We start from the raw sequence: 14341 nt of genomic DNA, 5'->3' as shown, positions 1-14341 counted from the left end.
CGAGAATTTTGTAGGTTCCGACAATAAAAATGCCGCAACACGGTGCGGCATTAAAAAAAAGAGCGGCTTTCTAAGCGCTTGTCCCTCATCAGGCGTGCGCAAAATGGCGGCAGGGCACTATGATGTCGTTCACGCTTTACAACTTTTGTACTGACCGCTCAGGATGAGGCATCCGTCACCTGACCATCCGGCCAGGCATGGACAACGGCTTTAATCAGCGTCGCCAATGGAATGGCGAAAAACACCCCCCAGAATCCCCACAGACCGCCGAAAATCACCACTGACAGAATAATCACCAGCGGATGCAAATTCACCGCTTCGGAGAAAAGTACCGGTACCAGCAAATTGCCATCCAGCGCCTGAATAATGAGATAAACGGCAAAACAGCTCCAGAATTCCGTCCCCAGACCAAACTGAAACAGCGCGACGCCCACCACCGGAATTGTCACCACAAAGGCGCCGATATAGGGGATCAGAACCGAAAAGCCCACCAGTACCGCCAGCAGTAGCGAATAGTTGAGGCCAAACAGCAAAAAGCCCAGCCAGGTCGCTACGCCCACCACCACCATCTCCAGCACTTTTCCGCGGATATAGTTGGTGATCTGCTGATTCATCTCATTCCACACCTGCCCCGCCAGCCCGCGATTACGCGGCAGCACGCGGCGCACGGCATTCAGCATCTGCTCTTTATCTTTTACCAGGAAAAAGACCATCAGCGGCACCAGCACCAGATATACCGCCAGCGTCAGTAGCCCGACTAACGAAGCCAGCGAATACTTCACCACCGAATCGCCCATGTTAAGCATCCGGGTACGCATGTTTTCCGCCATCGCATCAATAATGCCCGCATCCATCAGCGCCGGATAGCGTCGCGGCAAGGTCGCGGCAAAATCGGACAGTTTATTCAGCATACCGGGCATATCACGAATCAGGTAAATACCCTGCTGCCAGGCAATCGGCATCACCACAAACGCCATTAATAACAGAATGCCGACAAAGAGGATAAGGACAATGGAGGCTGCCCAGCGCCGGGAACAGCCAATCGCCTGCAGGCGCGCCGTCGGCCACTCCAGCAGGTAGGCCAGTACGATAGCGACCAGCAGCGGCGCTAACAGGCCGCTAAAGAAAAAGAGGATGCTAAAACCAGCCACCAGAATGACCAGCAAGGCAATCGCCTCCGGGTCGCTGAAGCGACGGCGATACCATTGCATTAACATTTCGAGCATAAAACCCTTCCCAGAACTCAACTGCGGGATTGTGATGCCGAATTGTATCGAAATGTCACAAAAAAGACTTCGCTTTTTATCGTTGATTCAGGAAACTAAAATAGTGAGTCTGTGCTCATCACAGTTACACTTATGAAGTGTCGGAGCGTGGAACGATATTTCACGACGTTGGTCAAAGGGCTATCTCAAAACAACAGGATAGAGGTTATGTTCAGGCAGTTGAAAAAAAACCTGGTGGCAACCCTCATTGCAGCATTGGCTCTCGGTCAGGTCGCGCCCGCATTTGCCGACCCTGCCGACACGCTGCCCGATATGGGAACCTCGGCAGGAAGCACGCTTTCTATCGGACAAGAGATGCAAATGGGCGACTTTTATGTGCGCCAGCTACGCGGCAGCGCGCCGTTAATCAACGATCCGCTGCTGGTGCAATACATTAACGCGCTGGGGATGCGTCTGGTCTCGCACGCCGACTCCGTCAAAACGCCCTTCCATTTTTTCTTGATCAATAATGACGAAATCAACGCGTTCGCGTTCTTTGGCGGCAATGTGGTGCTGCACTCGGCGCTTTTTCGCTACGCGGATAACGAAAGCCAGCTAGCTTCAGTCATGGCGCATGAAATCTCCCACGTGACGCAGCGCCACCTGGCGCGCGCGATGGAAGATCAAAAGCGCAGTGCGCCGCTTACCTGGGTGGGTGCGCTGGGTTCCATTTTGCTGGCCATGGCCAGCCCACAGGCCGGTATGGCGGCGCTAACCGGTACTCTGGCGGGAACGCGCCAGGGAATGATAAGTTTCACCCAGCAAAATGAGCAAGAAGCCGACCGTATTGGTATTCAGGTACTGCAACGCGCCGGATTTGACCCACAGGCGATGCCCTCTTTCCTCGAAAAACTGCTCGACCAGGCGCGTTACTCCACGCGCCCGCCTGAAATTTTGCTCACTCACCCCTTACCGGAAAGCCGCCTTGCGGATGCCCGCAACCGTGCCAACCAGATGCGCCCGGTCGTGGTGCAATCTTCCGCCGACTTTTATTTCGCCAAAGCGCGCGCCCTGGGAATGTACAATTCCGGACGTAACCAGCTCACCAGCGACCTGCTGGATCAGTGGTCTAAAGGCAACGTGCGTCAGCAACATGCGGCGCAATATGGCCGGGCGTTGCAGGCGATGGAAGCGAGCAAGTACGATGAAGCGCGCAAAACGTTGCAGCCGCTATTAAGCGCGGAACCGAACAATGCCTGGTATCTTGACCTCGCCACCGATATTGACCTGGGGCAGAAAAGAGCCAACGACGCGATTAATCGCCTGAAAAATGCCCGCGATCTGCGCGTTAATCCTGTGCTGCAGTTAAACCTCGCCAATGCGTACCTCCAGGGAGGCCAGCCAAAAGCGGCGGAAACCATTCTGAATCGCTACACCTTTAGCCATAAAGATGACGGTAACGGCTGGGATCTGCTTGCTCAGGCCGAAGCCGCGCTGAACAACCGCGATCAGGAGCTGGCGGCGCGCGCTGAAAGTTATGCGCTGGCGGGACGACTGGATCAGGCAATTTCACTGCTCAGCAGCGCCAGCGCCCAGGCAAAACTGGGTAGTCAGCAACAGGCGCGTTACGATGCGCGTATCGACCAGTTGCGCCAGTTACAGGAACGCTTCAAGCCATACACGAAAATGTAATCGCCGTTTATTAGCCGGATGGCGTCACAAGGAGAACTCATGACCGACACGATTAAAATCTACCATAACCCGCGCTGCTCGAAGAGCCGCGACACGCTGAACCTGCTGAAATCTAACGGCGTGGAACCGGAAGTGGTGCTTTATCTGGATACGCCCGCCGACGCCGCCACCGTGCGGGAACTGCTGCGTATGTTGGGCATGTCCAGCGCGCGCGAACTGATGCGCCAGAAAGAAGATCTCTATAAAACGCTTCACCTGGCGGATAGCGAGCTGAGTGAAGAGGCGTTAATCCAGGCGCTGGTTGAACACCCTAAACTGATGGAGCGCCCCATTGTAGTGGCAAATGGTCAGGCGCGCATTGGCCGACCGCCTGAGCAGGTGCTGGACATCCTCGGTTAACCGTTGAACGCCGCCGTCGCGGCGTATTACAGTTTCAGAATCTCTTTGACAAACGGGATCGTCAGTTTTCGCTGGGCAGTGATCGACGCATGATCGAGCTGATCCAGCGTCATAAACAGCGTGCGCATTTCGCGATCAAGACGTTTGAGTAAAAACCGCCCGACATCTTCCGGCAGTTCAAACCCCCGTAACCGGGCGCGCAACTGTAGCGCCTGAAGTTTGTCTTCATCGGAAAGAGGCTGGAGTTTATAGATTTGCCCCCAGTCCAGACGGGAAGCGAGATCGGGCAAGCCCAGATTTAACTGTCTTGGCGGACGATCGCCGGTGATCAATAACCGCGTCTTACCGGACTCCAGAATGCGGTTATAGAGATCAAAGATCGCCATCTCCCACAGTTCATCGCCAGCGACACACTCAATGTTATCAATACACACCAGCGAGAGGTGTTCCATACCGTCGAGCACTTCCGGCACGAACCAGGTACGTTTATCGAGCGGGACGTAGCCTACCGCATCTCCACGCTGCGACAATTCAGCGCAGGCGGCGTGCAGCAAATGGCTGCGGCCCGCGCCTTCACGCGCCCAAAGGTAGATATATCCACTATGTTCCTGGCGCAACACGTTTTGTAACGCGGCCAGTAGAGAGGCGTTATCCCCCGGCCAGAAACTTGCGAAAGTTTCGTCGTCAGGAAGATAAAGTGGCAAAGAGAGCTGTGCCGGTGTGTTCAGAGATACCTCAACCCAGGATGACATAAAATCGCGCTGAGTTTACCACATAATTCCCGTGAGATAGAACCGGGCAGCATCGCTGCCCGGCAACCCGTTACTGATGCGGAGACTCCGCATCATTTGCCTCCAGTACCACTTCTTCCGGACGCAACAGGCTAATCAGTTTAAAAATCAGGCTCAGGCCAATCCCGACGATGGTCGCCAGCGCCATCCCTTTCAATTCTGCCGCACCGATATGCACTTTCGCGCCGCTCACGCCGATGATCAAAATCACCGAGGTGAGGATCAGGTTTTGCGCTTTATTGTAGTCGACTTTCGATTCGATCAAGACGCGAATCCCCGACGCGCCGATGACGCCGTACAACAGCAGCGAGACGCCGCCCATCACGGGTAACGGGATAATCTGAATCGCCGCCGCCAGTTTGCCGACGCAGGAAAGCAGAATGGCGAAAATCGCCGCGCCGCCGATAACCCAGGTACTGTAAACGCGGGTGATCGCCATGACGCCAATATTTTCCCCATAGGTGGTATTCGGCGTGGAGCCGAAGAAACCGGAAATGATCGTCGACAGTCCGTTAGCGAACATCGAGCGGTGCAAACCGGGATCGCGCACTAAATCTTTTTTGACGATATTCGCCGTCACCACCAGATGACCGACATGCTCAGCAATCACGACCAACGCCGCGGGCAGAATCGTCAGGATCGCGAACCATTCAAAACGCGGCGTATAGAAGGTCGGCAGCGCAAACCAGTGTGCCTGGGCAATCGGCGTGGTATCGACCACCCCCAGCGCGAATGACAGCGCATAGCCCGCCAGCACGCCGATCAAAATCGGAATGATCGCCAGGAAACCGCGAAACAGTACGGAGCCGAACACCGTCACCGCCAGCGTGACCATGGAGATAATAATTGTTTTCGTGTCCGGCGACTGCCCTTGCGCAGGCAGTAATCCGGCCATCCCCGCCGCGACGCCAGCCAGCTCCAGACCGATGACGGCAACGATTGCGCCCATTGCCGCAGGCGGGAACATCACATCCAGCCAGCCGGTGCCCGCTTTTTTAACGATGAAAGAGACCAGACAGAACAGCACGCCGCACATAATAAAACCGCCCAGCGCCACTTCATAACCCAGCGGCAACAACAGTAGTACCGGGGAAATAAAGGCAAAGCTCGATCCGAGGTAGGCCGGAATTTTACCTTTGCAGATAAAGAGATACAGCAGTGTTCCGATACCGTTAAACAACAGCACCGTCGCGGGGTTGATATGAAACAGAACTGGCACCAGCACGGTCGCGCCAAACATGGCGAAAAGGTGCTGTAAACTAAGCGGGATTGTCTGTAAAAGCGGCGGTCTTTCACTCACCCCGATAGCACGGCGCGTCATAGTGTTTTCCTCTAAGTGTGTTTGTTATGAGTGGTTTTATTCAAAAAAAAGCCGACTCTTAAAGTCGGCTTTTAATTATTTATTCACTTATTTGGTACCAAAAATCTTATCGCCGGCATCGCCAAGCCCCGGAATAATGTATCCGTGCTCGTTAAGCCCCTGATCGATAGAGGCGGTGTACAGTTCAACGTCCGGGTGCGCTTTTTCCAGCGCCGCAATGCCTTCCGGCGCGGCGACCAGCACCAGCACCTTAATGCTGCTACAGCCTGCTTTTTTCAGCAGGTCGATGGTCGCGATGACAGAACCGCCGGTCGCCAGCATCGGGTCGACGATCAGCGCCATGCGCTCATCAATGTTCGATACCAGTTTCTGGAAATAAGGTACTGGCTCAAGCGTCTCTTCGTTACGGTACATCCCGACTACGCTGATACGCGCGCTCGGTACATTTTCCAGAACGCCTTCCATCATGCCCAGACCCGCCCGCAGAATCGGCACAACGGTAATTTTTTTACCTTTGATCTGGTCGATTTCCACCGGGCCATTCCAGCCTTCGATGGTGACTTTTTCCGTTTCCAGGTCGGCTGTCGCTTCATACGTCAGCAGGCTGCCTACTTCTGAGGCGAGTTCACGAAAGCGTTTAGTGCTAATGTCGTTTTCACGCATCAGACCCAGCTTGTGTTTGACGAGTGGGTGTTTGACTTCCACGATCTTCATACTCTTCTCCTATCCTCAGATGACTGGCAACCACAAAAAAAATCGCCGGATTATACCGCTTTTCCTCTCTGACGCAACACAATGTATGCTTGACCTGGATCAACCAAAAGCGCAGATAGCGGAAAAGTGAGTATAAATCACTCACGTTGAAACAGGCGATAAAGGCTAACAACCGTTTGAATATTAGCAATTTTAAGGGTGAATGACCTGTCCCGACCGCCTGTCGTAAACCAAGTGCTGGATATCCTTTTCTTTTTTACCAACAGGGAAATTTTCAAGCAGCGACCGAAACCATGCAAAAAAAATCGCCCGGATAACCAGGGCGCAGACCACGCTCGCAAACGTTTGCTTTCCCTGTTAGAATTGCGCCGAATTTAACTTTTACCGCAAAAAAAACGTGGGGAACCAGGCAGTGACCGATAAGACCTCTCTTAGCTATAAAGATGCCGGCGTCGATATTGATGCGGGTAACGCTCTGGTTGATCGAATCAAAGGCGTAGTGAAGAAAACTCGCCGCCCGGAGGTTATGGGCGGTCTGGGCGGTTTCGGTGCGCTGTGCGCGTTGCCGCAAAAATATCGTGAACCGGTACTGGTTTCCGGCACTGACGGCGTAGGCACCAAACTTCGCCTGGCGATGGACTTAAAGCGCCACGACGCTATCGGTATTGATCTGGTGGCAATGTGCGTAAACGATCTGGTCGTTCAGGGCGCGGAACCGCTGTTTTTCCTCGATTACTATGCCACGGGTAAACTGGATGTCGATACCGCCGCCAGCGTGATCAACGGTATTGCCGAAGGCTGCCTGCAATCCGGCTGCGCGCTGGTCGGCGGCGAGACGGCGGAAATGCCGGGCATGTATCACGGCGAAGATTACGATGTGGCGGGTTTCTGCGTCGGCGTAGTCGAAAAATCAGAAATCATCGACGGCTCCCGGGTTGCCGAAGGCGACGTGCTGATTGCACTCGGCTCCAGCGGCCCGCACTCGAATGGATATTCGCTGGTGCGGAAAATTATTGACGTTAGCGGCTGCGACCCACAAACCACTCTGCTGGAAGGGAAGCCGCTGGCCGATCATCTGCTTGAACCGACCCGTATCTACGTAAAATCGGTTCTGGAACTGATTGAAAACGTCGATGTACACGCTATCGCCCACCTCACCGGCGGGGGCTTTTGGGAAAATATTCCGCGCGTTCTGCCGGAGAATACCCAGGCGGTAATTAATGAGTCGTCCTGGCAGTGGCCCGCCATCTTTACCTGGCTGCAAACCGCCGGTAATGTCAGCCGACATGAAATGTACCGTACCTTTAACTGCGGCGTCGGCATGGTGATTGCGCTCTCCGCTCCGGAGGCGGACAAAGCGCTTGCTCTGCTAAACGAGAAAGGTGAAAACGCATGGAAAATCGGTATCATCAAAGCCTCTGATTCCGAACAGCGTGTGGTTATTGAATAATGAATATTGTGGTGCTGATTTCCGGCAATGGAAGCAATTTACAGGCGATTATCGATGCCTGCGAAGCGAAGAAAATTAAAGGCACCCTCAGGGCAGTATTCAGCAATAAGGCCGACGCGTTCGGCCTTGAACGCGCCAGAGAAGCCGGTATTCCGGCGCAAGCGCTGACTGCCGATCGGTTTGACAGCCGCGACGCCTTCGATCGCGAGTTGATTCGCAAGATAGACGCGTATGCGCCCGATGTGGTCGTGCTGGCCGGTTTTATGCGTATTCTGAGTCCGATGTTTGTCGCGCATTACTACGGGCGTCTGCTGAACATTCACCCTTCCCTGCTGCCAAAATATCCGGGGTTGCATACCCATCGCCAGGCGCTGGAAAACGGCGATGAGGAGCACGGTACTTCGGTACATTTCGTGACAGACGAACTCGACGGCGGCCCGGTCATTCTCCAGGCGAAGGTGCCGGTTTTTGCCGACGACAGCGAAGATGATATCACCGCACGCGTACAGACTCAGGAACATGCGATTTATCCGCTGGTGATTAGCTGGTTTGCGCAGGGGCGTCTAAAGATGCGCGATAACGCCGCCTGGCTGGACGGGCGTCGTCTGCCGCCGCAAGGTTATGCGTCTGACGAATAATACGTCATCGGACAGGACTGCGTCTGCTTGCCGGATGGCGGCATAAATGCCTATCCGGCCTACTCTTTTCCCTTCCTTTATGCTATCAGTTTATTGTCATATTTTTCTGGCGCAGTTGGACATTAACGCGTAATGCTCGCCATAATCATCAGGCAGTGTCCCGTGAATAAAACGGAGTATAGGTAGTAATGGGTCAGGAAAAGCTATATATCGAGAAAGAACTGAGCTGGTTAGCATTTAACGAACGCGTGTTACAGGAAGCAGCGGATAAATCCAACCCGTTGATTGAGCGGATGCGGTTCCTGGGAATCTATTCTAATAACCTCGACGAGTTCTACAAAGTGCGTTTCGCTGAACTGAAACGACGTATTATTATCAGCGAAGAACAGGGTTCAAATTCTCATTCACGCCATTTGTTAGGCAAAATTCAGTCCCGCGTGTTGAAAGCAGACCAGGAGTTCGACGGCCTGTACAACGAATTACTGCTGGAAATGGCGCGTAATCAAATCTTTCTGATCAACGAGCGTCAGCTCTCGGTGAACCAACAAAGCTGGTTGCGCCACTATTTTAAGCACTATTTGCGCCAGCATATTACCCCGATTCTCATTAACCGGGAGACGGATCTTGTTCAGTTTTTAAAAGATGATTACACCTATCTGGCGGTGGAGATTATCCGCGGCGACACCATCAACTATGCGCTGCTGGAGATACCGTCCGACAAAGTCCCACGCTTCGTTAATCTGCCGCCGGAGACACCGCGCAGACGCAAGCCGATGATCCTCTTGGATAATATTCTGCGCTACTGCCTGGATGACATTTTTAAAGGGTTCTTCGACTATGACGCGCTTAATGCCTATTCGATGAAAATGACCCGCGATGCCGAATATGACCTGGTGCATGAGATGGAATCCAGTCTGATGGAGCTGATGTCTTCCAGCCTGAAGCAGCGCCTGACCGCTGAGCCTGTGCGCTTTGTCTACCAACGCGATATGCCCGCCGCGCTGGTCGACGTACTGCGGGAAAAACTGACGATCTCCCGGTATGACTCAATCGTACCCGGCGGGCGCTACCACAATTTTAAAGACTTTATTAATTTTCCGAATGTCGGTAAAGCCAACCTGGTCAATAAACCGTTACCGCGGTTACGCCATCTTTGGTTTGATAAAGAGAAATTTCGTAACGGTTTCGACGCGATTCGTGAACGTGATGTGCTGCTCTATTATCCTTATCACACCTTTGAACATGTGCTGGAACTGCTGCGTCAGGCGTCGTTTGACCCAAGCGTGCTGGCGATCAAAATCAATATTTATCGCGTAGCGAAAGACTCGCGCATTATTGACTCGATGATCCATGCCGCCCATAACGGCAAAAAAGTCACCGTGGTGGTGGAGTTGCAGGCGCGCTTCGATGAAGAGGCAAATATTCACTGGGCCAAGCGGTTAACCGAAGCGGGCGTCCATGTTATTTTCTCTGCGCCCGGGCTGAAAATTCACGCCAAACTCTTTCTCATCTCACGAAAAGAGGGTGATGACGTGGTGCGTTATGCGCATATCGGCACCGGTAACTTCAACGAAAAAACAGCGCGGCTGTATACCGATTATTCGCTGCTGACCGCCGATGCGCGCATTACCAATGAAGTGCGTCGGGTCTTTAATTTTATTGAAAACCCCTATCGCCCGGTCACTTTCGATTATTTGATGGTTTCTCCACAAAACTCACGGCGTCTGCTGTATGAGATGATCGATCGTGAAATCGCCAATGCCCAGCAAGGCTTACCGTCAGGGATTACCTTAAAGCTTAACAACCTGGTTGATAAAGGGTTGGTCGACAGGCTATACGCCGCGTCGGGTTCGGGCGTCCAGGTCAATCTGCTGGTACGCGGTATGTGTTCTCTTATTCCGCAACTGGAAGGCATTAGCGATAATATTCGTGCGATTAGCATTGTGGATCGCTATCTGGAACACGATCGGGTTTATATTTTCGAAAACGGCGGTGATAAGCAAGTTTGGCTCTCTTCAGCTGACTGGATGACGCGTAATATTGACTACCGTATCGAAGTCGCTACGCCTATCCTCGACCCGCGGCTTAAACAACGCGTCCTGGATATCATTGACATTCTGTTTAGCGACACGGTAAAAGCGCGTTTTATCGATAAAGAACTCAGCAACCGCTACGTACCGCGCGGCAATCGCCGTAAAGTCCAGGCGCAGCTGGCAATTTATGACTACATCAAATCACTCGAGCAACCAGACTAACGCTATGCCAATTTACGATAAATCCCCTCGTCCGCAGGAGTTCGCTGCGGTCGATCTCGGCTCAAACAGCTTTCATATGGTCATTGCCCGCGTGGTTGACGGCGCAATGCAGATTATCGGGCGTTTAAAACAGCGCGTCCATCTGGCGGACGGGCTGGGCGCAGATAATAAACTCAGCGAAGAAGCCATGGAACGGGGGCTTAGCTGTCTGTCGCTGTTTGCTGAACGCTTACAAGGTTTCTCCCCTTCCAGCGTCTGTATCGTAGGCACCCATACGTTACGTCAGGCGCAAAATGCCGCTGATTTTCTCAAACGCGCGGAAAAGGTTATTCCCTACCCGATAGAGATTATTTCCGGTAACGAAGAAGCGCGCCTGATTTTTATGGGCGTAGAACATACGCAGCCGGAAAAAGGCCGCAAGCTGGTGATCGATATCGGCGGCGGGTCAACAGAGCTGGTCATTGGCGAAAACTTCGAACCCAGGCTGGTTGAAAGCCGTCGTATGGGCTGCGTGAGCTTCGCGCAGCTCTACTTTCCCGGCGGCGTTATCAATAAAGAAAACTTCCAGCGCGCCCGAATGGCGGCGGCGCAAAAACTGGAAACCTTAACCTGGCAGTATCGTATTCAGGGTTGGAACGTAGCGATGGGCGCTTCCGGTACGATTAAGGCCGCTCATGAAGTTCTCCTGGCGCTGGGTGAGAAAGATGGCTTCATTACGCCGGATCGCCTCGATAAACTGAAGTCAGAAGTGTTGAAGCACCGCTCCTTTAATGCGCTCAGCCTGCCGGGTCTGTCTGAAGAACGAAAAGCGGTCTTTGTGCCGGGCCTGGCGATTCTGTGCGGCGTTTTTGATGCTCTGGCTATCCGCGAGCTTCGCCTTTCCGACGGCGCGTTGCGCGAAGGCGTGCTGTATGAAATGGAAGGCCGCTTCCGCCATCAGGATGTTCGCAGCCGTACCGCAAAAAGTCTGGCCAATCAATACAACATTGACAGAGAACAGGCCAGACGCGTGCTGGAAACCACCATGCAGATGTACGAGCAGTGGCAGGCCCAGCAGCCAAAACTGGCGCATCCGCAGCTTGAAGCGTTGCTTCGCTGGGCGGCAATGCTGCATGAGGTTGGACTGAATATTAATCACAGCGGTTTACATCGCCATTCGGCTTATATTCTGCAACACAGCGATTTGCCCGGCTTTAATCAGGAGCAGCAAATGATGATGGCGACGCTGGTGCGTTACCATCGTAAAGCCATAAAACTGGATGATATGCCCCGCTTTACGCTGTTTAAGAAAAAACAGTATCTGCCGTTAATTCAGCTACTTCGGCTGGGCGTATTACTGAACAACCAGCGGCAGGCGACCACTACGCCGCCAACGCTGCGACTAACGACCGATGACAGCCACTGGACGTTATGTTTTCCGCATGACTGGTTCAGCCAGAATGCGCTGGTACTGCTTGATCTGGAAAAAGAACAGCAGTACTGGGAAGCTGTAACTGGCTGGCGTCTCAATATTGAGGAAGAAAGCTCGCCGGAGATCGCCGCGTAAATTGTGAGCCAGACGCCGCGCCGCGGCGTCTGTCTTTACTGAATCTCAGATAATAGCTGCGGCTCGCCAATTAAATATCCCTGAAGATAGTCGATCCCCAACGAGAGCACGACGCTTCGTATTTCTTCGCTCTCGACATACTCCGCGACGACCTGCATATTTTTCATTCGCGCTAAATGACAAATAGAAGCCACAATCTGATAATCGAGACTGTTTGACACTATATTGCGAATAAAACTGCCATCAATTTTAAGAATATCGGCGTCAACGTTTTTCAGCCGCGCATAGCTGGCGTAGCCAGTACCGAAATCATCAATCGCTATCTGACAGCCAAACTGCTGTAGCTGTCCCAGCGTCAACTGCGCCTGCTCAGCATTGGTGAGAGAGTTGCTTTCCGTTACCTCAAAAACCAGTTGCCAGGGTTCAACCTGATATTGCGTAAGCAACTGCTTAACTTCTGCAGGGAAACGAGCGCGGCATACCGATGTTGGCGACAGATTAATGGCAAAACGATGCGCGGGCATATATTCCCGGCTGGCCGCCATAAACCGCAGCGTGTTTTCAATCACCCAGAGATCGATAGCGGAAGACAATCCAAACTCATGCGCCACGGGTAAAAAATTGTCCGGGTTGATAACGTCGCCGTTGTCATCCCTGAGTCGCAGTAAGATTTCATGGTAAACGTCCCCACGAACACCGAAAATAGGCTGCGCCATCAGGAAAAAATGATCGTGCTCCAACGCCTGTTGCAGGCGATTCATCATCGCAATTCTGCCCTTCAAATCGCGCTGCAGGTGCATTGCGCCGCGCCGCTGTAAATCCTCCGGCGCGTTAGTCGTCAACGAAAGATCGGAACTGGTGCTTAATTCGCCCAACAGCAGATAAAGGTGGCTAACCGGAGAACGCACGCAGCAGTAACTCACGCCGACAGGGGGCTGTAGCGGCAGTCCGTCCCAGATAAACCGAAACTGCTTAATATGTTTATCCAGCGCTTCAATACGCTGCTGATGCGACTCTGTATTAAGACGCAGCACCAGGTCGTGCCCTGACATCTGGTAGACGCACTCATTTGAGGCCAGCATCGGCGTAATCCAGTGAGAGAGCTTTTGCTTATACTGGATGCGTAGCATGACGCCATAATTTTTACCCAATAGCTCCAGGCCCGGCACGTGTAAAAAACAGATCGTAGACCAGGGCGCATTTTGGAGCGCGCGGTTTAACGCACGTAAATTGGGAAGATGTACAACCGGGTCAAGATAGGCCAGCCGCCGTGCGCGACCACTCACTACGCGCTGACGCGTGGCCAGTACAGACATATAATTAACAATAAAAGAAAAAACCAGATAGCTCGAAGAGGTAATCGCTAATTGCGTATCATAACCTGAATACCAGGGCATATAACGCTGATAATAATGAATCGACGTAATTAACACGACGGCCCAGATAATTGAAATAAACTTATAGCCATAGCGCATCGCGCCCCACAGCATGACCGGCAATAATAACGAAAGCGTATAGTTGGTACTAAATATTGAACTATTATCAGTCAATGGCATACACAGTATAAACATTAGTGTAGTCAATACGGCCAGCCAAATAACGATCTCTTTTTTAGTGGCCTTGCTATCAATCTGTAGCTTTAATTGCTGATAATACCCCCGCAGGTGCAGCGGATTGCGGAGAGTACGAATAATAAAATAGCACAATGGCACGCCGACAAGGTTACCGACCAGTAACGCCTGGTAATTAATCAGCGTGTTGATATTAAAGGGCATTACCCCCATCAGGCTGGCTTTGCTTTCGTACATGCCAACAAAAGCGGCAAACTGGTAGATGACCAGAAATAATGTTGCTGAACAAAATACCTGCCAGAATATTCGTTGAAACAACAGGTGGGCGTCGCCGTGGGAAACATTGTTTCGCCGGGGGGAAAAGACACGATAGCCGCCCCAGCTTAGCACGATAGTAATGATAAAGTGCATCGTCACAGAAAGGGTTTCATACAGTCCTGTCTGCGGGTATCTGCGCCAGAAGATAGCAAGCACAATGCCCGGCAGTGCTGCCCAGCCGAAAAAGAGCATCAGGCTAAGCATAAAAGCTAACGGCAGGTAAAAAAGAACCACATTTCCAGTGCTGGTAAGCGCATAAGTATTTGCGCTACTTAAAACAGGTAGTAAAATCGAAGGAAGGATGAGCGGTAGTCCCCACCATTTATCTCTGATATTTATATAAGTTTTATTTAGTTTCATAGATGCTCAGCAGAACCCCCCAATCCCAAAGGGGCGTTAACAGACAGGCATCCCACCTGACTTTAAATTGATGATGCGATA

Annotated in this window: 11 protein-coding genes; 6 read left to right on the top strand and 5 right to left on the bottom strand. The window is 52.4% G+C overall.

The annotated features are described in order from the left end of the window. Nucleotides 1-158: 158 nt before the first annotated feature. A complete protein-coding gene (locus tag J4613_RS16635; RefSeq protein WP_000892056.1) occupies nt 159-1226 on the bottom strand; it encodes an AI-2E family transporter in 1068 nt (355 codons plus the stop codon). A 207-nt stretch (nt 1227-1433) separates the two neighbouring features. On the opposite strand from J4613_RS16635, the gene bepA reads away from it, so the two are divergent. Next, a complete protein-coding gene (bepA, locus tag J4613_RS16630) occupies nt 1434-2897 on the top strand; it encodes a beta-barrel assembly-enhancing protease (RefSeq protein WP_000489630.1) in 1464 nt (487 codons plus the stop codon). A 39-nt stretch (nt 2898-2936) separates the two neighbouring features. Further along, on the top strand, nt 2937-3296 hold the full coding sequence (arsC, locus tag J4613_RS16625; protein WP_000132648.1) for an arsenate reductase (glutaredoxin): 360 nt from the start codon (nt 2937-2939) through the stop codon (nt 3294-3296). Nucleotides 3297-3322: 26 nt separating this feature from the next. On the opposite strand, the gene J4613_RS16620 is transcribed toward arsC, so the two are convergent. The 3 genes from J4613_RS16620 to upp all read right to left on the bottom strand — a co-directional run bounded on the left by J4613_RS16620 (nt 3323) and on the right by upp (nt 6122). After that, nucleotides 3323-4024 carry a DnaA inactivator Hda gene (locus tag J4613_RS16620; RefSeq protein WP_061835882.1) on the bottom strand — a complete coding sequence of 234 codons (702 nt, stop codon included), beginning with the start codon at nt 4022-4024 and terminating at the stop codon, nt 3323-3325. Nucleotides 4025-4118: 94 nt separating this feature from the next. Next, nucleotides 4119-5408 (bottom strand): uracil permease, encoded by a 1290-nt coding sequence (gene uraA, locus J4613_RS16615; RefSeq protein WP_000198341.1) that lies wholly within the window; start codon nt 5406-5408, stop codon nt 4119-4121. Between the two features lie 87 nt (nt 5409-5495). Then, on the bottom strand, nt 5496-6122 hold the full coding sequence (gene upp / locus J4613_RS16610; protein WP_000706208.1) for a uracil phosphoribosyltransferase: 627 nt from the start codon (nt 6120-6122) through the stop codon (nt 5496-5498). Nucleotides 6123-6534: 412 nt separating this feature from the next. Between upp and purM the strand changes: the two genes are divergently transcribed. The 4 genes from purM to ppx all read left to right on the top strand — a co-directional run bounded on the left by purM (nt 6535) and on the right by ppx (nt 12011). Further along, the gene (gene purM, locus J4613_RS16605; RefSeq protein ID WP_000130477.1) at nt 6535-7572 is read left to right on the top strand and encodes a phosphoribosylformylglycinamidine cyclo-ligase; all 1038 of its coding nucleotides are present in this window, start codon (nt 6535-6537) and stop codon (nt 7570-7572) included. Continuing rightward, the gene (gene purN, locus J4613_RS16600; RefSeq protein ID WP_001028589.1) at nt 7572-8210 is read left to right on the top strand and encodes a phosphoribosylglycinamide formyltransferase; all 639 of its coding nucleotides are present in this window, start codon (nt 7572-7574) and stop codon (nt 8208-8210) included. Before purM ends, purN begins: the two co-directional genes overlap by 1 nt. 188 nt (nt 8211-8398) lie before the next feature. Beyond that, on the top strand, nt 8399-10465 hold the full coding sequence (gene ppk1, locus J4613_RS16595; RefSeq protein ID WP_000529555.1) for a polyphosphate kinase 1: 2067 nt from the start codon (nt 8399-8401) through the stop codon (nt 10463-10465). Nucleotides 10466-10469: 4 nt separating this feature from the next. Beyond that, complete coding sequence (gene ppx / locus J4613_RS16590; RefSeq protein WP_001123326.1) at nt 10470-12011, top strand: exopolyphosphatase; 1542 nt, start codon at nt 10470-10472, stop codon at nt 12009-12011. Nucleotides 12012-12046: 35 nt separating this feature from the next. On the opposite strand, the gene J4613_RS16585 is transcribed toward ppx, so the two are convergent. Continuing rightward, nucleotides 12047-14260: a sensor domain-containing phosphodiesterase gene (locus J4613_RS16585; protein WP_000773648.1), complete on the bottom strand. Its 2214-nt coding sequence runs from the start codon at nt 14258-14260 to the stop codon at nt 12047-12049. Nucleotides 14261-14341 lie beyond the last annotated feature (81 nt).

Origin of the sequence: Salmonella sp. 32020114201800008SM, assembly GCF_017572025.1 — a bacterium.
Lineage (GTDB): Bacteria > Pseudomonadota > Gammaproteobacteria > Enterobacterales > Enterobacteriaceae > Salmonella > Salmonella enterica.
This window is presented reverse-complemented; position numbering and strand designations above follow the sequence as displayed.